Source organism: Alkaliphilus sp. B6464 (assembly GCF_018141165.1).
Lineage (GTDB): Bacteria > Bacillota > Clostridia > Peptostreptococcales > Natronincolaceae > Alkaliphilus_B.
Genome location: NZ_CP058557.1, coordinates 1,790,653 through 1,809,220 on the forward strand (window position 1 = coordinate 1,790,653; position 18,568 = coordinate 1,809,220).

An 18,568-nucleotide genomic window follows, 5' to 3' on the forward strand; every position below is an offset into this window, starting at 1 on the left:
TTTGTTCTGTTATTGATAATGATTATTAATATTAAACAAACTTTTATAATGAGGGGGATTCACTATGAAAATAGCATTAGCGGGTAATCCTAATTCAGGGAAAACTACGTTGTATAATGCAATTACAGGGAAGGCTGAGTCTGTAGGAAACTGGCCTGGTGTTACTGTAGCAAAAAAAGAGTCAGATCTTAAAAAAAAGTATAATCCGAATGGAATTGATGTAAGAATTGTTGACCTTCCGGGTACATACTCTATTTCGCCATTTACTGGCGAAGAAGCAATTACTAGAGACTTTATCTTAGGGGAAGAGCCAGATGTAATTATTAATATTGTCGATGGAGCTAACGTTAGTAGAAGTTTATTCTTTACAACTCAGCTTTTGGAATTAGGGATTCCTGTCATTATTGCCCTTAATAAGAATGATATTGTATCTAAAAGAGGAGATATTGTAGATCAAAATGCTTTAAGTAAAGCTTTAAATTGTAAAGTCGTGGCTACTACTGCTACATCAGAAAATGGATTATTAAATTTAATTAGTGAAGCTATTAAACTTGGCAAGGAAAAGAAACCTCAAATTGAACCTAATTTTGTAGGTAAAGATTCCAAAGACCCTGATACCGCACGACAAAAATTTGTGGATGAAATTGTTAAAAAATGTCAAGTTAAAAAAAGAGATGCTAGCCAAGTTACTTTTTCTGATAAAGTTGATAGAATTGTAGCACATAAATGGTTAGGATTACCGATATTTTTCTTGATAATGTGGGCAGTATTCTCATTTTCTATAGAAGGACTTGGTGGATATTTATCAGAGTATTTTAATGAAACCCTATTTGGAGAAATAGTACCAGATTTAGCAAATGGTTTGTTAGAAGGACTGGGAGTTAGTCCGCTTTTGCAAGCTCTTATTGTAGACGGCGCTATTGGCGGGGTCGGAGCTGTTATAGGCTTTTTACCTCTAGTTATGGTATTGTTTTTTTGCCTATCACTACTTGAAGATTGTGGATATATGGCTAGAGTAGCAGTAGTAATGGATCGATTCTTCAAAAAAATCGGATTGTCTGGTAAATCTATTATACCAATGATCGTAGGTTCTGGTTGTGCCATTCCTGGTGTTATGGCAACAAGAACAATTGAAGATGTTAATGAAAGAAGAATGACCACAATTCTTACTCCTTTTGTACCTTGCGGTGCTAAACTTCCAATTATAGCTCTTTTTGCAGCAGTATTTTTCCCGGAAAATATTTGGATTGGACCTAGTATGTATATTATTGCTATTGGAATGATTGTAGTTGGTGGACTTTTATTAAAGAAAATTTTTGTGTGGGAGAATACATCTCAATTTATTATGGAGCTTCCAGAATATAAATTACCTAGTTTTAAATATGCTTTTCTACAAATGATAGATAAAGCAAAGGCTTTTATTTATAAAGCTACAACTATTATACTTGTATGTAATACACTTGTATGGTTTGCACAGGCATATAGTTGGGGACTTAGACCAGTAGAAGACCAAAGCTTAAGTATACTTGCTTCCATTGGAACATTAATTGCTCCTATTTTGATTCCACTTGGATTTGTTGGATGGCAACTTGCGGCAGCCGCAATAACAGGTTTTATTGCAAAAGAAAATGTTGTTGCTACGTTTGCAGTGCTTTTAGCTGTGGCTTCAGAAGAGGCTCTGCATTTACCAGGAGGTGCTTTAACAGAATTTTTTACACCTGTAACAGCATTTGCTTATCTTGTGTTTAATCTATTTACTCCGCCTTGTTTTGCAGCAATTGGAGCTATGAATTCAGAAATGGGTTCTAAAAAATGGTTATTTAAAGCTTTAGCTTTCCAATTTGCTGTGGGATATATTTTAGCTATGTTAGTAACTCAAGTTGGCTCTTTAATAGTGTATGGAACGCCAGCAGTAGGGTTCGTACCAGCTATAATTATAGCTGCTATTACTGTAATTTATCTTATTATAACTATTAGAAAAACGGATTCCAAACGTGCTGAATTAGGAGTTGAGGTATAATGTCAGGAAATATAATAGTTGGTTTAATTTTTGGAGGTATTTTAATATTTGCTTTAAGAAAAGTATATAATGACGCTAAAAATAATAAATGTAGTTGTGGAAGTAGTTGTTCCGATAAAAGCAAATGTAACAAATATTAGTTAATATCTAGAAAAAAGGGGCTACGGATCAAAAATTTGATTCATAGTCTCTTTTTTATTAAATTTCAAGATTTTTTTAAATATATAGCTTACTGCGATGTGAGCTTTTTTATCATAAAGCAAAAGAACAATAAATTATTGACAAATATATTTCTGTCATTTATACTGATAATAACAATCATTATCAATTACGAAATGAAGGTGAGTAAATGTTAGAGTGTAATAAAAATTGCTTGTTTTTTAATCAAGATCAGAACGATGGATTTGAAAAGTGGATCGTTCAACTGCTAGGACCTGTTTTATTAGGAGAGAAACCTGCAGAAATTGTTAGTTTTCCTAAAAAAGATAATTTAGAACTTAGGAGAATTAAAGATATTTTTAGTAAGTGTAATAAAGTATCCTATAAGGAATTTGTAGCTTTTAATGGATGCAAAAAGATACTATTTTATAATAGTAAGCTATTAGATTCGACCTTGTTGGATTTAAGGAACTTAGTGTTTTTAAAAAAGTTGGGATATGGAGAGGAATATTCTTTAGACAACTATTTAGGACATTTAATAAACAAAATGGAAGAAGATAGCATACCTCATGAAATTGGTGTTTTTTTAGGATATCCTTTAAAAGATGTTATCGGATTTATGGGTCATCCTTCTTTAAAACTTACTAAAATAAATGGTTGGAATGTATATGGAGATAGCAGGTTATCTGATGAAAAATACATAAAATTTAATAATGCAAAACAACAAATACGTAGGATGTTAGAAAAAAGCTCACCTGAAATGATTGTACAGTCAGCATAATAAAAGCTGATTTTAAAAGTATGTTTGAATTAATGGTTTAAATTCTATATTTGTGAAAGCTACATATTTAGCAATATATAATATAAGAGGAGGCTTATTTAAAATGAAAAAAGTAACTGTTATTTATTGGAGTGGTACAGGTAATACTGACAAAATGGCTGAGGCAATTGCAGAAGGTGCTAAAGTAGAGGGCATAGATGTAATCTTAAAGAATGTTAGCGAAGCATCTTCAGAAGATATTTTCGATGCAGATGCTGTAGCTTTAGGATGCCCATCTATGGGAGCAGAAGAGTTAGAAGATAGTGAAATGGAACCATTTGTAGAATCATTAAATAATGACAAAATTAAAGGAAAGCCCGTTGTTCTTTTTGGTTCCTATGACTGGGGAGATGGAGAATGGATGAGAAATTGGGAAGAAAGAATGAAGGGATATGGAGCTAATGTAATAGCGGAAGGACTTATTATTAACTTAACTCCAGAAGAAGACGGATTGAACAAGTGCAAGCAGTTAGGAGAAAACTTAGCTAGATATTAGACTTTGTGAACTTAATAATATCGAGAATATATTTTATATTAGAATAAAATATATTTGTACAAAACCTGTAATCATACTGATACAGGTTTTATTTTTATTACAAGATGTTTGGGAAATAACAAACTTTATTGCCCTCCTACCTATATTATTATAGAATATAAGTATATATTGAAACATTGAATAAAATATTTAAGTATTAGTATCGTAAAATAAATTAAAAAAATGACAGATTGTTTGTATAAAGGGAGATTAACTAATGAAGAAAAGAATGATATTCGTGTCTTTATTTATAATTTGCATAGCTATCTTGATATTGTATTATTCTACGTATATACAAATAAATGCTGAAGAAAAAGAATGTGAAGTCTATAAAATAGGTGTATTGACCGTTACTGATGAAAGACTAGTTAAAGTAGAAGGGATGTATGAGGGATTAAAACAATACGGTTTCTCAGAGGATAATGTAGATATTATTATAAAGAATGCTTCAGGAGATGTTGAAATCTTAGATGAGCTAGCACAAGAAATAATGGACATTGGAGTAGATGCAATTGTGACTACAGGCACTTCTGAAACTGCTGCAGCAAAAAAAGCTACTATGAACAAGGAAATAAACAAAGAAATTCCAGTAGCATTTATTGGCGTTGGATGTACTGTAGAGCTCGGTTTTGTGGAAGGTAATATTTCTACTGCCTGTAATATTACTGGAGTAGATAGTCATTATGTTCAATTATCAGGAAAACGACTTGAATTTTTAAAAAGGTTAGTTCCAGACACTGAAGAGGTATTAGTCTTATATAATCCAGAAACAACACCATTTGGACCCAGCTCTGAATTTTTATATGATGCTGCCGAAAAATTAAGTATACAATTGGATATTGTTCCTGTAACTAGCCAGAAAGAGGTCGTCGAAGTTTTAAATGAAAAAAGTGATTATGTAGATGGCGTAATGCTAATGTGTAGTTTGTTATTTGAATCTATGATAGATTCGATAGTTGAAATTACTCTTGAAAATCAAGTGCCAGTTATGGGAATTACTGATCGACAGGTGGAGAAAGGCATATTGGCATTTTACGGAAGCACTAGTCAAAATGAAGGGATACAGGCTGCCAGAATAGTGGCGAATATGCTAAAAGGACAAGATCCTAGGATAATACCAATAGAATCTCCAGAGAAGTTAGAACTGTATATTAATGTAGACACAGCTAGGCAATTGGGGGTAGATATTGAAACCACAAAAATGCCGTTTGTAGACCACTTTGTACACAACAGCGAAAGGTAATTTATTATGAAAAAACAAACTAGAAGTTATTGGTATAATAGCATCAAATTAAGACTGATGCTTATGATGATAATTATTTCCATAATTCCTTTATTATTCTTAGGTTTTTATAATATGAAAATTATCAAAAAAGAGGTAGAAGCATCTATTCACAAGCAGCATGCTTTAACTGCATCTAGAGTTTCCTATGCAGTTTCTGATTTGGTCAAAACTTTACAAACGTCTCTAGAAACTATTTCTCTAACTAATTCTGAAGTCTTTGATGGAGATGATGTAAAACAAAAGGAAAATCTTCTTTATAGTGTATTAAAAAACTTTCCACATTTAGAGGAAATTGTAATGGTATCATCTCATGGTGAGGAAGTAGTAAAGGTTTCAAAGAGATATGCTATTTCTTCTAAAGACCTAAAATTAATGCCTGAGGAAGTTCAGTTTCAAAAACTTAAACAAGGAAAATTTTTTATCGGAAGTCCTAAAATAGATATAGATAATCAAATTGTTTTTGATTTAGGAGTACCTGTTGGAGGCATTAATGAAGATTTTAGAGGAGGATTTATTGCTAAAATTAGTTTAAGACAAGTAATGCAGGAAATATCATCTATAGAGATTTCAGATGGAAGTTATATTATGTTGGTTGATGAAAAAGGAGAATTAATAGGACATTCTGACTATAGTCAGGTGTTGAGAAGACAGGATGTATTTAAAAGCAAGGGAGTAGGAAATTTACTAAAAAGTAAAACTGATGATGGAAGTCATTTTAAAACGCTGGAATTTAATCCAATAACCTATAAGTCTTATACAGGGGAAGATGTTTTAGGTGTGTATGGATTAATCCCAATGGTTGGTTGGGGTGTAGTAGTAGAACAACCTCTAGTAAACGCCTATGCTACCCTTAGTACAATGCTTTCTCAACTAAATTTGGTTTTGTTTCTTATTATTCTCACAATTACAAGTTTAGGACTATTTTTTATATTTCAATTTATTAGGCCGGTAGAGGAATTAGCTGCAGGTGTAGCTTCTGTTAAAAGAGGAGATTTAGATTATCAAATTCCTAAACAGTCAAATGATGAATTAGGATTAGTAATAGAGGCATTTAATGAAATGATTGGGGAAATTAAGAAAAAGCGTGATAATGAAAAAGTAGCAATCCAAGCTGAAAAAAGAGCTGCTGTAGGAGTTTTAGCCGCTGGTGTAGCCCATGAAATTAATAACCCTATGAACAATTTAGGGTTTTATGCTGATGATTTATTAGAACGTTTAGAAACAGAAAATATAGATGAGCTTAAAGAAGAAGGGGTATTTAAGGAATATTTACTAAGCATAAGAGAACAAATACACCGATGTACGGATATAACTCAAAGTTTGTTAAACTATTCTAGGGAAGTAAAATCACAGGACAAAGAAGTCTATATTCCTCATATAGTGAATGAAGTATTAAAGTTAGTTAAATACCCTATTAATAAACAAAATATAGAAGTAGATTTACAATGGCAGGAGCCCTTACCTTATGTTTTTGTAGATGAATCCCAGTTACAGCAAGTTATATTAAATTTAGTTACTAATGCTTTGGATGCAATGTCTGGTGGAGGTGTGTTAACCATTAGGCTAATATATGAAGGAAAATTAATTGGTATAGAAGTAGTTGACACAGGAGAAGGAATTTTAGAGCAAAATTTAAAGCATGTTTTCGATCCGTTTTATACTACTAAACCTGTTGGGAAAGGTACGGGTCTAGGTCTTGCCATTAGTCAAGTTATTGTAGAAAGAATGGGAGGCATTATTAGTTTGGAAAACAACAAAGAAGTAGGTATAAAGGCCAATGTTTGGTTACCGATAGCAGCCGAGGTGATAAAAAATGAGACCATTTAGGGTTTTACTAGTAGATGATGAAGAAAAATTTATTACATTATTACAACAAAGGCTAACCAGAAAAGGTTACTCAGTAGAGGTTTCTAATTGTAGTTTAAAAGCACTAAGTATTATTGAGGAGACTGAATTTGATGTGGCTCTGTTTGACATAATGATGAGTGGCATGGATGGATTGGAGTTATTAGAAAAGGCTAAGAAAGTTCAGCCTAATCTGGAAATAATTATGCTTACTGGCTATGCAACTGTAGACACTGCGATTGAAGCAATGAAAAAGGGTGCTTATGATTACTTAACAAAACCAATTAAGCCTATTGAACTGGAGCTAATCTTACAAAAGGCAATAGATAGGAAGAAATTGCAGGAGTATAGTAACAACCTAATTGAAACTATTCAAAGAACAAATAGAAAACGTGAGATAATAGGAAATAGCGATGTTATGATTAATTTGAAGTATATGATTGACAGGGTATCTGATAGTCCATTGCCAGTTCTTATTTTAGGTGAAAGTGGTACGGGAAAAGAGCTGGTTGCCAATGCTTTACATTATAGTAGCTGCCGTGCACATCACCCATTCGTGCCTATAAATGCCAGTGCTATTCCTAATCAATTATTGGAAAGTGAACTATTTGGACATGTAAAGGGAGCTTTTACTGGTGCTCAGGTCAATAAGAAAGGGTTAGTTGAATTAGCAAATGAGGGGACTTTATTCTTAGATGAAATTGGAGATATGGAGGCTTCTCTACAGGTTAAATTGTTAAGGTTTCTAGATACAGGAGAGTTTAGACCAGTAGGTGGAACGGTAACCAAAAAGACAAATGTAAGGGTTGTAGCCGCAACTAATATTAATTTAGAACAAGCGATAGAAGAAGGGCGATTTCGAGAAGATTTATATTATAGATTAAGTGTTGTAACATTAAGCGTTCCTCCACTACGGGATAGAGGGAGAGATGCCTTATTATTAGCTGAACATTTCTTAAGACAGAGTAATACTAAGAAAAAGTTAAGTAAAGAAACAGAAATATTTTTATTGAACTATAATTTTCCTGGTAATGTAAGGGAGTTAGCAAATTTGATTGAGAGAGGAATTCTACTATCAAAGGAAAAAGAGGTAATGCCTCAAGATTTTTTCGCTGGAGAAATTTGTGGTAAAAATAATGTTAAAAGTCTAGCTTTAGAGGATATAGAGAAGGAGCATATAGGTCAAGTTCTTGATAAAACAGGATGGAATAAAACTGAAGCGGCAAAAATATTAAAGATTGGATTAAGGACCTTATATAGGAAAATTGAGGAATATGAACTACGACAATAAGCTAGATTGGATCTGCATCTTGTCGTTTTGGTAGAACATTTTGTCATTTTGGCAGGGCGCTTTGTCATTATGACATAACGAGCATTGCTTTTATTGGATAATAGATATTAAAGAAATAAGTCTAATTTTATCTGATTTTGTCTAAAAATCAACATTAGAGCTCAAGGTTTTGAAAGGAATTATTATAGGAAAATATATCTTTTAAAGTTGGCATGGAGGTTGCATATTATTTAACAATGTATGGTTATGATAATATATCAATGTCGAGGTGATAAAGTTGAAACGAAGGACGTTTTTAAAGCTTTCAGCACTTACTGTAGGTGCAACCGCTTTAGGTCTAGGAGTAACTGGATGTAGTAAAGAAACCGATGTTTCTATTGATGGGTTTCCAGATATGCCTGAAACTTTAGGACAAGAGGTGGAGGCAACAGTAGATTTACAAAGTGGAGAGGTTAAAATAAACTCTGATATTTTAGTTAAAAGCAGCGTATGCATGGGGTGTTATAGCTCCTGTGGAGTTAGAGCTAAGATTGATAAGAAGACTGGAAGAATTATGAAGCTTACTGGTAATCCATATCATCCTAAATGTGCAGAGCCAGCACTTCCTTATGATACAACGATAAAGGAATCTTATCAGGCTTTCAGCTTACATGGTGATAAGGGACTTACTCATAGAGCTACAGTCTGTGCTAGAGGAAACTCTACTTTTGAACAGGTATATGATCCAATGAGGATTACAACACCACTAAAAAGGGCTGGAGAAAGAGGAAGTGGAAAATGGAAACCAATTTCTTGGGAACAGCTTATTGAAGAGACTGTAGAGGGTGGAAAAATCTTCGCCGAGTTAGGTGATGATACTGTAATTGAAGGTTTTAGAAAAATACATAATCAAGATGAATTAATTAATCCTGATTCTCCAGAGATGGGACCAAAGAGCAATGGTTTAGTTTGGATTAGCGGTGGTTCCTACGGACGTATTAACTTTGCTCAAAGATTTGTATTAAATAGTTTTGGATCAACCAACTTCTATGGACATACAGGAACGTGAGGTGGCGCATGGAGACCTGCGTGGCAGGTTTTATATGATAATGGTCCTGGTGGAGTATACAAACCAGACCTTCAAGATGCAGAATTCTGTCTGTATCAAGGAGCATATCCGGGACATAGTGGTATGAGCTTCCAAGCCTTAGCACGAAAGACAGTAAAGGGAGTCATGGAAAACAAATTAAAGTTGGCAGTAATTGATCCGTTTATGCAAGGGGGTACAGATATTCCTGGAAAAACAAAATGGATACCGATTAAGCCTTCTACAGATGGAGCCCTAGTATTAGGAATGATGCGTTGGATATTTGATAATGAAAAGTTCGATGGCAAATTCTTAGAATGTCCAAATGAAGAAGCAGCTAAAGCTATAGGATTTAAAAGCTATACTAATGCTACTCATTTAGTAATAGTAGATGAAAAACATCCAAACAATAGAAAATTCCTTAAGCCTGAAGATTTGGGTCTAGAGGGAGAAGAATTCTTTGTAATTGATAAGAAAACTGGAAAGCCAGAGCTTAATAGCAAGGCATCAGCTGGTAATTTACTTTATAATGGAGAAGTTCAAGGAAAAACAGGCACTATTAAAGTTGCTACTTCCTTATATTTATTAAAACAAGGGGTAGAGAGACACTCTATAGACGAGTATGCCGAAATTTGTGGTATATCCGCTAATCAAATAGCAGAAATTGCTAAGGAGTTTACAAGCCATGGTCATAAGGTTGCAGTAGATACCCTTGGTGGAACAAACTCAGTTAATGCATTACCTTTTACAGTTGCTTTATGGATATTGCCAGCATTAATGGGAGCTTATAATATGAAGGGTGGTATGGCAGGAAACGGACCATCTTTCAAAGCCTTTGCAGACGGACCTAAATACGATTTAGCAGCATTTGAAGGTCAAATTAAACCATCAGGAGTTAAAATAAGTAGAGAACAATTCCATTATGAAAATACAACAGAGTATAAGAACAAGGTAGCCCAAGGTAAAAAACCTTATCCTTCTAAATTGCCATGGCATACAAATGGTATGTCTTTAGATGGACAAGCAATGTTCTCTGCACTAAATAAGTATCCTTACCAATGTAAAATACTTGTAAACTGTTTTGCAAATCCAATATATGGAACACCATCTTTATATCAAGAGGCTATGCTGGAGGAACTTAAGAAAACATCTAATATACCTCTAATTATTAGTGTTGATATAGTAATGGGTGAAACTACTGCTTATGCAGACTATATTGTTCCAGATACATCTATTTATGAGCAATGGGCTATGGTTCCAGTAAGAGCTAATATTAATACAAAAATGACAGCTGTTAGATATCCAATTATTGAGCCAATGACTCCAAAGGTAGGCAGTAATAACCAACCAATTAGCATGGAAACCTATTTAATTGAGGTAGCTAAGAAAATAGGTATGCCAGGTTTTGGTGACAATGCTATTAAAGATGCTGATGGAAAAATGTGGCCTTTAAACACAAGAGAAGACTATTTTATTAAGGCTATTGCCAATATGGCATATGATGGTGATGCTGTAAATGGTATAACCGAAGAAGATGATAAGATTACGGGTCTAGACTCTATTCCATCAGATTGGCAGGCAGCAATTAAACCAGATGAGTTGTTTGTTGTTAAAAATATTATTGCTAAGGGTGGAAGATTTGAGGCCGACACAAATTATCATGACGGCGAATTTATGAAATATGGAGATCCAGTTAAGGTTTGCTTCTATAGTGAAAATCTTGCTAATAGTAGAAATAGTATTACTGGAGCTTATAATGAAGGTGCACCAGTGTGGACACCAGAGACATTAGCAGATGGAACTTTAGTAGATAAGGCTTATCCTTCTGAAGAATATCCATTTAGAGTATGTTCATCTAAGGCTAAGCTTAGAGGGGTTTCTATGTTAAATAACTGTCCTACTTTACAAGTTCTATCTGATACAAATTACATTGAAATTAATGCATCGGATGCTAAGGAACTAGGGCTTAATGATGGACAGGAAGTAATGGTAGAAACACCAAGCAATAAGGCTAAAGGAGTATTAAAAGTTAGACAAGGTGTTGCTAGAGGAAGTTTGGGAATTAGCTTTGGATATGGTAAATGGGAGTATGGTAGCAAAGATACTACTATAGATGGAAAGGTAATAACAGGAGAAAGTCTGAGAGCTACTGGAATCGCATCTAATCCTCTTGCCCTTATTGATAACTCTGTTAAAGGAAAATATGGATTATCAGAAGTTATAACTGGTACACATAATAGAAATGGTATTAGAGCAAAAATTGTTCCGCTATCCTAAAAAGTAGGGGGGAAGTACAATGGATAAAAATCAAATACAGTCCTTTGAAAGAGCAGCGTTATACGAGATGTTTGCTTCATTCTATTTGCAGATACCTACTATAGATACTGTACAAGGGATTCCGTCAATGCTAGAGGAAGCTAGTAAAGTACTATCTTCTGTTGATTTTAAACCATTGATAGAAGAAGCCCAAGGACGAAATAAGTTAGTGGATGACGATGATAAACATATTAAATTTCTTCAGCAACAATATTACGATCACTTTTTTATTCCTTCGACGAATAATTATATTCCTCCCTATGAATCGGCCGTTGTAGAGGCAGTTATAAAAGAGGGGAGAAAAAATACAAAATGGAAATATGGTAGTCTGTGGAGTAACTCCACCTACCATGTATCCATGTGTTATGATTCTGTAAGATTTAATCCATGGGATTTAAATATTGAAGAAGGATTAAAACAATCTAAAGTTCCTGATCATATAGGATTCCAATTAGCTTTCATGGCTTATTTGTGTCATAAAGAGACAATTTGTAATGAGCTAGCATTGGAAAATAACGCTAAAGTAGAGAAAGAAAAAGAAGCTGCAGAAAAGTGGAATAAATTACAGAAGCAGTTTTTAGAGGAACATTTACAGAAATTTGTATTGTCATATTATGAAATTGCTAAGGAAAAATGCAACCCATTCTATTTACAAGTAATTAATACTGTAAGAGATTATATAAAATGGGACTTAGCTGCTAGAGTAATTTAGGAGGTGAATGAAATGAGTAGAAAATGGGGAATGGTCATAGATGTAAGAAAATGCGTTGGTTGTCATGCTTGTTCTGCTGTTTGTAGAATTGAAAACAACGTAACTAAAGAAGGTAACAGATCTTGGGTAATAGAAGAAGAGGTAGGTATTTACCCTGAGGTACATACTTTAAAAGTACCTCAATTGTGCAATCATTGTGATGAGACTCCCTGTGTAAGTGCTTGTCCTGTAGGAGCTACAGCTAAAAATGAAGAGGGCATTGTTTTTATGGACAGAGAAAAGTGTATAGGATGTTTTGCTTGTGTAGGTGCTTGTCCATATGGTGCTCGTATTAAAGAAGAAGAGGCTAAGAAAGTAGATAAATGTGATTTCTGTGCTCATAGATTACAACATGGATTATTGCCAGCCTGTGTTACCACATGTCCAACACAAGCCAGATTCTTTGGGGATCTAAATGATAGCAATAGTTTAGTAAGTAAACTATTGAAGGAAAATAAATATGAAGTGTTATTGCCTGAAAAGAAGTTAGGTGCTAATATATATTATATTGGGGTTAATGAGTATAGAAGTCTAAATAAATAAATTAGCATAACTCTATGGATAAAGAGGAGGATATAGGATGTTTGGAAAATTAGGAACGTCTGAACTAATTGTTATTTTAGTTATTGCTCTTGTTATATTTGGGCCGGCAAAACTCCCAGAAATCGGGAAAATGTTTGGACAAGCTATAGGAGAGTTTAAAACTCATATGAAAAAAACCTCGGAAGATGTTCAGTTAGATGACAAGTAAATAATGCAAAAAAGGTGCTATATATAAATAGCACCTTTTTGCCAATATTATAATTAAACGGTATAGATTCAATCTTAAATTCATGAATTTAAAATTATAATGTATATAGAGATGGATGATAAAAATGGATAAAAAAAGGATTTCCGCAGTGGTTTTAGCAGGTGGGAATAGTACAAGAATGGGACAGAACAAGGCTCTGCTAGAATTAGGGTCCAAGACAATAATAGAGAGAGTAGTAGAAATATTAAAAACTACGTTTGAAGAGATTATTATAGTTACAAATACACCAAAAGTATATAGTATGTTAAAAGATGTACGATTTGTACCGGACTGCTTTGAATCAAGAGAAAAAAAATCAATAATCGGACTATATACTGGAATTTTTGAAGCTGAAAATAATTATGCATTTGTTGTGGCCTGTGATATGCCTTTTTTAAATACTGACTTAATTAATTATATGATAGATAATATAGGAGATGAAGATATACTTGTTCCTTATATAAATGGCTATTACCAACCACTACATGCAATTTATAATAAAAATTGCTTAAGGTCTATTCGGACTTTGATTGACTCGAAGAATTATAAAATCATTGATTTATTTAACTACTTTGATAATCTTAAAGTAAGAAAGATTAATGACGAAATTTTAGATAGATTAAATATAACAGATAGTTGCTTTTTAAATATGAATACCTACCAAGAATATATAAATATAAAAAAGACTTGCCCTAGCGACAAATAATATAATTAATAAATTTTATAAAAAGTATTATAATTATATAAATAATCTATTTTATAAATATAATACAGTATATAGGTTTCCTATAGAATAAACGTTATTAAGACAGAAAAATTGTACTTTTCATAACAAGTATTTTGGAAAGTGCTAAGGAGGATGAATATGAGAACTAATATATCTTTAGAAGAAGCACTAGATATACTTTTAAAAGAAAACAAGCAGACGGAACCTATTCATGTACCACTGTTAGATAGTCTAGGAAGCGTTTTAGCAGAAGATATACTATCAGATATGAATATGCCACCATTTGATAAATCTCCTCTTGATGGATATGCTGTACGAGCAGAGGATATACAAGGAGCTTCACAGGAAATACCTGTAACACTTCAAGTAATTGATTTTGTTCCAGCAGGTTATGTTTCTTCTCAGAAACTAGAAAAAGGAGAGGCCATGAGAATCATGACAGGGGCTAAAATTCCTGAAGGAGCTGATGTTGTAATTCGTTTTGAAGATACTGACTTCACTGAGAAACAGGTGAGAATATACACTCCTTTGTGTTCAAACTCAAATATTAGCAAATTGGGAGAGGATATGAAAATTGGGGATGTAGTTATGAAAAAGGGAATGCTTATTGATGCACCAGAAATAGGTATCCTTGCAACCTTAGGAAAAAGTTTTGTTCAAGTCTATCGTAAACCTCGAGTAGCAATCCTCTCTACTGGAGATGAGCTAGTAGATATACAGGATGTACTGACCGATGGGAAAATACGAAACAGTAATTCTTACACTATCGCTGCTCAAATCAAAAAAATAGGTGCTAAGCCATTGATGCTAGGAATCTGTGATGATGGAATAGAATCTATTAAAGAAAAATTAAAAGCGGCTTTAAGTTGGGCTGATATAATTATTACAACTGGTGGGGTTTCTGTGGGAGACTGTGACTTAGTAAAGGAAGCCTTTCAACAAGTAGGAGCAGAAATGTTGTTTTGGAGAGTAAGAATGAAACCAGGTACACCAATAGCTGTTGCCAAATATGAAAACAAGTTATTATTTGGACTCTCAGGTAACCCAGCCGCTGCCTATATTACTTTTGAGCAATTTGTAAGGCCTATTGTATTAAAGAAAATGGGCAGAGAAAAGTATAAGCTCATGAAGGTTGAGTCTGTTTTAGAAAGCAGTTTTTCAAAAATAAGTAATCAAAATCGTTTTGTGCGTGCCAATACGTATTATCGAGATGGAAAATACTATACACAATTTCCTAGTAAACATAGTTCAGGAGTGCTTTCGAGTTTATCTGGAACTAATTCTTTATTCTATATTCCAGCAGAAACAGGTCCGTACAAAGAAGGTCAAAAAATTACCGTTCAATTATTAGATTATCCAGAGGTGTTAAAATGATACCAGTATTTTCAATAGTAGGAAAAAATTCTAATACAGGTAAAACTACAGTGTTATGTAGTATTATTGGAGAATTAAAATCTCGGGGCTATCGTGTAGCTACAATTAAGCATGATGTTCATGGATTTGATATCGATCATCCGGGAAAGGACACTTGGAAACATGGACAAGCTGGTTCTGATATTGTTATGATTTCATCACCAAAAAAATTTGCTATGATTGAGAAGGTACAAGTAGAATACACACTAGATGAGGTACTTGAGAAAATTAGTAATGTTGATATTATAATTACTGAAGGATATAAGAGAGAAAACAAGCCAAAATTAGAGGTTTACAGAAAAGAAGCTGCAGACGAGCTTTTATGTGAAGATGATGAGCTATTTGGAATTGTTACAGATGTTCAATTTGATAAAGATATTCCTCAGTTTAGTTTTGAACAGGTGAAAGAAGTGGTGGATTTAATTGAAGGAAAATTTTTAAAAAAATAGTTTTAAGTTTGATGTTAGCATATAATTATAAACAAATAATAAACAAAACCTGTAACCTAATGATTACAGGTTTTATTATTTAATATTTTATTTAGCACATTTTTTTACTTACAGCATAATATAAATTAGAGTACATTATTTTTAAAGGGTCTAGCAAGATTTAGTAGAAGTAGCACCAATTGCTACCTGTCTGTTTTGTAAGATTTTAAGAGTAAGAGTTATAACCATCTTCTCTTCAATTTTTGTAAATAGCTTTTCTCCTACAGGTAGGTGCATATGATGTGGACGTTCACGGTGTAAAAATTCATCAAACTCAACGATTTTAGCACTTATTAATTCGCAGAATGGTAGTTCGTTGAAAAATTCAGTACTAATTTGATTAAATTCTGATAAATCTCCGGATAACAATCTATCTTTTTCAGCAAAGGTATTTGGTAGCTCGTTTGTTCTAAAAAATTCAAATTCACTGGATGTATTGTTAGCAATAGGTGCTGGATTTGTGCCATTAAATTTAACTACTGTTGTACATTCAAAAGGAACATCTACTGTACAATGACGGATATCTCCGCATATTCCATTATGACTTGAGCAATCTCTTGTTGCAAAGTCAATGTTTTTACGAACAAATCCTTTAATAAATAAAATGTCAGTATCTTGTATAAGCATACATTGAGTTACTTTTACCTTTTTCTTAATATTTTTAATTTCCATTGCTGGTTCAGGCAGATTAATTAATGAAGTAACATTAAAGCGAACTGCTAACTCAGCTAAAACAACTGGTATCTTAGCTACAGCACCTGTTGTAATTGGAGATAGTGATACTGGGCTATTGTCACAATCACCTAATGTTTCAGCTTTTACATCAACACAATATGATTTACATTCTGATTTTTCTTGTATATTAATATTATCAGATTTGACAGAATAAGCTGACATATCTATTTTATTAACAGAAACTTCTCTATTATCCATACTGATTTCCTCCTATTGATTTTTATGATATATGAAGACATCCTATATTCTTTCCTAGTACATCTTATTCCGTTATTGTATTTTTGTGAATATTTTTTAAAATTTTAATGATATTTAGTTGAAAAGATCATTAAAATTAATAAATATTTAAATGCTATACAGATGATATCGGGGGTATAATATACAAGGGAATAAGTTTTATACATAGGCTTAGCTTTAGATTTGATAAACATTAATATAATCTAAATAAAAAGGGAGTGGATATGGATGAAAGTTAGTAAAATAGGAATTTTTAAGAATAGAGTTCCTTTACTTTTAATTAGTATGTTATTAGCTATAACTATAACGGGTTGTAATATAAGTAAAGGGCCTACTCCTTCTGAAAAACCAGAAGATAAAATTGACAATAATATAGATAAGGATAAAGAAGCTATGGAATCAAGAAATACTATAGATGAAAGTATAAAGAATAAGATGAAAATAGTAGAGGAAGAGTCAATATTAGAAGCTGCTAAAGAGTGGTTCCATGAATTTGATAAAATAGAAGGCGCTTATGTTTTTCAGCACCCTGATGCTACCTATATTAGAATAAACTCTAAAGAGAGACCTACTGGAGGCTATTCTATTCATATAAAAGATTATTCAGGAGAAGAATATCATAGAGTTATTAAATTTGAAATAGTAGAGCCGAAGGAAGGGGAGATAGTTAGTCAAGCTATTACATATCCTTCAGTTATATTAGAAATTCCTTCAGATTCAGTCGGTCAATATGAAATAAGAACAAAAAATGAGGAAGTATTTAAATCTAAAGAAAAACTTATATTAGCAAAACTTGAATTGCCTAAAGAAAATGAAGGTATAAGCAATCCAGTAAGAATTAAAGGTAAGATTATTGCCTTTGAAGGTGCATTTTCTGTAAGAGTTTTAGATGATAAGGATAAAGTGATTTATGAAGAGCATTTACAGGCAGATGCAGGTGGACCTAATTGGGGGAAATTTGATACTGAAATAACTTATCCTAAGCCTAATAGTGAGTCTGGTAGTATAGAGATTGGAGAGTATACCGCAAAGGAAGGGGAATATGTAGCAAGGGACAGGGTTTCTATTAAATTTAGTGAATAGATGAAAGATATTGCTTCAAAATTTAAAGTGTGATTTAACCATTATATAGTAAAAAATAATTTTAGGCTGTTAGCAATATTAATTGCTGGCAGCCTAACTCGTATTGTCTAAGAAAACATAAAGTTTTTAATCTTTTACCTATACATATATTCTACAATACCTTCTGCTATTGCTTTTGCCATGATTTGTTGGTAATCATTAGTTTGTATAAGCTTATTATCTATAGGATTGGTTATAAAACCAGTTTCTATTATAACTCCTGGAGATTTAGATGTTCTCAATATATAATAATTACCAGTTGCTATTTCAGCCTTTACATTTGTTATATTTAAAAAGTCTTTAAAAACCATTTTGTTTACGCTATTACAAATACTTTGGGCTAGTTGTTTACTTTCCTCTGATTCGGAGTAATAGAATATTCTAACACCTCTTACACTGGACTTTTTATATGAATCCATATGGACACTTACGAAGGCTGTAGAATTATTACTATCTATAATTGTTCTCCTAGCATGTAGGTCTCTATTATATCTTGAAGACTTTAAATTGCTTTTAGACTCCAATGATACATCAGAATTTCTTGTCATAACAACATTTATACCCTTATCCTTTAGTATCTTTCTTAGTTTCAAAGAAACCTGTAAGTTTACAGTTTTTTCTAACAGACCCGCGCTACTAGATCCTCCATCTATGCCGCCATGTCCTGGATCTACCACTATAATTTTTCTGTTGGTATTAAATACAGCAATAGGATTGTTTGAAATAAAAAGAGGAATAAGAATTAATAGTAATATAAATACAATAATTGCTGTTACAATTTTTTTATTAACTTTAATAACTAGAAAAATTGTTTTGTTAAACATAATAAATCACCTTCTTAATAAAATCATATAATCCATTATACTCTTAGAAAGATTCATATAGAATTTAAAAGTAAAAATAAACTAAGTCATTATTAAGGGAAAACCCATAGTGCATCTAAAGGTTAAGTTATATAACTAATGAAA

At 32.7% G+C, this 18,568-nt stretch carries 18 protein-coding genes; 16 read left to right on the plus strand and 2 right to left on the minus strand.

Going from position 1 to position 18,568, the window contains the following annotated elements:
- Window positions 1-64 precede the first annotated feature (64 nt).
- From feoB to mobB, 15 genes are all read left to right on the plus strand, one after another.
- Window positions 65-2,020 carry a ferrous iron transport protein B gene (feoB, locus tag HYG84_RS08705; protein WP_212375844.1) on the plus strand — a complete coding sequence of 652 codons (1,956 nt, stop codon included), beginning with the start codon at window positions 65-67 and terminating at the stop codon, window positions 2,018-2,020.
- The gene (locus tag HYG84_RS08710) at window positions 2,020-2,160 is read left to right on the plus strand and encodes a FeoB-associated Cys-rich membrane protein (RefSeq protein ID WP_212375847.1); all 141 of its coding nucleotides are present in this window, start codon (window positions 2,020-2,022) and stop codon (window positions 2,158-2,160) included. Before feoB ends, HYG84_RS08710 begins: the two co-directional genes overlap by 1 nt.
- Before the next feature lie 209 nt (window positions 2,161-2,369).
- Window positions 2,370-2,960, plus strand: a complete 591-nt coding sequence (locus HYG84_RS08715) for a DUF3793 family protein (RefSeq protein ID WP_212375850.1) — start codon at window positions 2,370-2,372, stop codon at window positions 2,958-2,960.
- A gap of 103 nt (window positions 2,961-3,063) precedes the next feature.
- Window positions 3,064-3,495: a flavodoxin gene (locus HYG84_RS08720; RefSeq protein ID WP_212375852.1), complete on the plus strand. Its 432-nt coding sequence runs from the start codon at window positions 3,064-3,066 to the stop codon at window positions 3,493-3,495.
- Between the two features lie 256 nt (window positions 3,496-3,751).
- Window positions 3,752-4,777: an ABC transporter substrate-binding protein gene (locus HYG84_RS08725; RefSeq protein WP_212375855.1), complete on the plus strand. Its 1,026-nt coding sequence runs from the start codon at window positions 3,752-3,754 to the stop codon at window positions 4,775-4,777.
- A gap of 6 nt (window positions 4,778-4,783) precedes the next feature.
- A complete protein-coding gene (locus HYG84_RS08730; protein ID WP_212375858.1) occupies window positions 4,784-6,646 on the plus strand; it encodes a sensor histidine kinase in 1,863 nt (620 codons plus the stop codon).
- Window positions 6,633-7,955: a sigma-54-dependent transcriptional regulator gene (locus HYG84_RS08735; protein WP_212375861.1), complete on the plus strand. Its 1,323-nt coding sequence runs from the start codon at window positions 6,633-6,635 to the stop codon at window positions 7,953-7,955. The genes HYG84_RS08730 and HYG84_RS08735 overlap by 14 nt, the downstream gene beginning before the upstream one ends.
- A gap of 268 nt (window positions 7,956-8,223) precedes the next feature.
- Window positions 8,224-9,003 carry a twin-arginine translocation signal domain-containing protein gene (locus HYG84_RS08740; protein WP_212375863.1) on the plus strand — a complete coding sequence of 260 codons (780 nt, stop codon included), beginning with the start codon at window positions 8,224-8,226 and terminating at the stop codon, window positions 9,001-9,003.
- Window positions 9,004-9,126: 123 nt separating this feature from the next.
- The gene (locus tag HYG84_RS20755) at window positions 9,127-11,298 is read left to right on the plus strand and encodes a molybdopterin dinucleotide binding domain-containing protein (protein ID WP_249168566.1); all 2,172 of its coding nucleotides are present in this window, start codon (window positions 9,127-9,129) and stop codon (window positions 11,296-11,298) included.
- A 19-nt stretch (window positions 11,299-11,317) separates the two neighbouring features.
- On the plus strand, window positions 11,318-12,049 hold the full coding sequence (locus HYG84_RS08750; protein ID WP_212375869.1) for a TorD/DmsD family molecular chaperone: 732 nt from the start codon (window positions 11,318-11,320) through the stop codon (window positions 12,047-12,049).
- A 12-nt stretch (window positions 12,050-12,061) separates the two neighbouring features.
- Window positions 12,062-12,631, plus strand: a complete 570-nt coding sequence (locus HYG84_RS08755) for a 4Fe-4S dicluster domain-containing protein (protein WP_212375872.1) — start codon at window positions 12,062-12,064, stop codon at window positions 12,629-12,631.
- Window positions 12,632-12,668: 37 nt separating this feature from the next.
- On the plus strand, window positions 12,669-12,839 hold the full coding sequence (locus tag HYG84_RS08760; RefSeq protein WP_212375875.1) for a twin-arginine translocase TatA/TatE family subunit: 171 nt from the start codon (window positions 12,669-12,671) through the stop codon (window positions 12,837-12,839).
- Between the two features lie 124 nt (window positions 12,840-12,963).
- On the plus strand, window positions 12,964-13,584 hold the full coding sequence (locus HYG84_RS08765) for a molybdenum cofactor guanylyltransferase (RefSeq protein ID WP_249168567.1): 621 nt from the start codon (window positions 12,964-12,966) through the stop codon (window positions 13,582-13,584).
- Window positions 13,585-13,743: 159 nt separating this feature from the next.
- Window positions 13,744-14,979 (plus strand): molybdopterin molybdotransferase MoeA, encoded by a 1,236-nt coding sequence (locus HYG84_RS08770; protein ID WP_212375882.1) that lies wholly within the window; start codon window positions 13,744-13,746, stop codon window positions 14,977-14,979.
- Window positions 14,976-15,467 carry a molybdopterin-guanine dinucleotide biosynthesis protein B gene (gene mobB / locus HYG84_RS08775; RefSeq protein ID WP_212375885.1) on the plus strand — a complete coding sequence of 164 codons (492 nt, stop codon included), beginning with the start codon at window positions 14,976-14,978 and terminating at the stop codon, window positions 15,465-15,467. Before HYG84_RS08770 ends, mobB begins: the two co-directional genes overlap by 4 nt.
- Window positions 15,468-15,617: 150 nt before the next feature.
- Here mobB and HYG84_RS08780 read toward each other — a convergent pair whose 3' ends face one another.
- Window positions 15,618-16,439 (minus strand): CsxC family protein, encoded by an 822-nt coding sequence (locus HYG84_RS08780; RefSeq protein ID WP_212375888.1) that lies wholly within the window; start codon window positions 16,437-16,439, stop codon window positions 15,618-15,620.
- A 267-nt stretch (window positions 16,440-16,706) separates the two neighbouring features.
- Here HYG84_RS08780 and HYG84_RS08785 point away from each other — a divergent pair, with 267 nt between their 5' ends.
- Complete coding sequence (locus HYG84_RS08785; protein ID WP_212375891.1) at window positions 16,707-17,561, plus strand: Gmad2 immunoglobulin-like domain-containing protein; 855 nt, start codon at window positions 16,707-16,709, stop codon at window positions 17,559-17,561.
- A gap of 134 nt (window positions 17,562-17,695) precedes the next feature.
- On the opposite strand, the gene HYG84_RS08790 is transcribed toward HYG84_RS08785, so the two are convergent.
- Window positions 17,696-18,424, minus strand: coding sequence for an N-acetylmuramoyl-L-alanine amidase family protein (locus HYG84_RS08790; protein ID WP_212375894.1), 729 nt, complete (start codon window positions 18,422-18,424; stop codon window positions 17,696-17,698).
- Between the last annotated feature and the right edge of the window lie 144 nt (window positions 18,425-18,568).

Bases quoted from the DNA above. Each gene is read 5' to 3' on its own strand.
- HYG84_RS08755 (WP_212375872.1), top strand. From the start codon at position 12,062: ATGAGTAGAAAATGGGGAATGGTCATAGATGTAAGAAAATGCGTTGGT.
- HYG84_RS08725 (WP_212375855.1), top strand. From the start codon at position 3,752: ATGAAGAAAAGAATGATATTCGTGTCTTTATTTATAATTTGCATAGCT.
- HYG84_RS08785 (WP_212375891.1), top strand. From the start codon at position 16,707: ATGAAAGTTAGTAAAATAGGAATTTTTAAGAATAGAGTTCCTTTACTT.
- HYG84_RS08715 (WP_212375850.1), top strand. From the start codon at position 2,370: ATGTTAGAGTGTAATAAAAATTGCTTGTTTTTTAATCAAGATCAGAAC.
- HYG84_RS08760 (WP_212375875.1), top strand. From the start codon at position 12,669: ATGTTTGGAAAATTAGGAACGTCTGAACTAATTGTTATTTTAGTTATT.
- HYG84_RS08720 (WP_212375852.1), top strand. From the start codon at position 3,064: ATGAAAAAAGTAACTGTTATTTATTGGAGTGGTACAGGTAATACTGAC.
- HYG84_RS08790 (WP_212375894.1), bottom strand. From the start codon at position 18,424: ATGTTTAACAAAACAATTTTTCTAGTTATTAAAGTTAATAAAAAAATT.
- HYG84_RS08770 (WP_212375882.1), top strand. From the start codon at position 13,744: ATGAGAACTAATATATCTTTAGAAGAAGCACTAGATATACTTTTAAAA.
- mobB (WP_212375885.1), top strand. From the start codon at position 14,976: ATGATACCAGTATTTTCAATAGTAGGAAAAAATTCTAATACAGGTAAA.
- feoB (WP_212375844.1), top strand. From the start codon at position 65: ATGAAAATAGCATTAGCGGGTAATCCTAATTCAGGGAAAACTACGTTG.
- HYG84_RS20755 (WP_249168566.1), top strand. From the start codon at position 9,127: ATGAGCTTCCAAGCCTTAGCACGAAAGACAGTAAAGGGAGTCATGGAA.
- HYG84_RS08780 (WP_212375888.1), bottom strand. From the start codon at position 16,439: ATGGATAATAGAGAAGTTTCTGTTAATAAAATAGATATGTCAGCTTAT.
- HYG84_RS08710 (WP_212375847.1), top strand. From the start codon at position 2,020: ATGTCAGGAAATATAATAGTTGGTTTAATTTTTGGAGGTATTTTAATA.
- HYG84_RS08765 (WP_249168567.1), top strand. From the start codon at position 12,964: ATGGATAAAAAAAGGATTTCCGCAGTGGTTTTAGCAGGTGGGAATAGT.
- HYG84_RS08730 (WP_212375858.1), top strand. From the start codon at position 4,784: ATGAAAAAACAAACTAGAAGTTATTGGTATAATAGCATCAAATTAAGA.
- HYG84_RS08750 (WP_212375869.1), top strand. From the start codon at position 11,318: ATGGATAAAAATCAAATACAGTCCTTTGAAAGAGCAGCGTTATACGAG.
- HYG84_RS08735 (WP_212375861.1), top strand. From the start codon at position 6,633: ATGAGACCATTTAGGGTTTTACTAGTAGATGATGAAGAAAAATTTATT.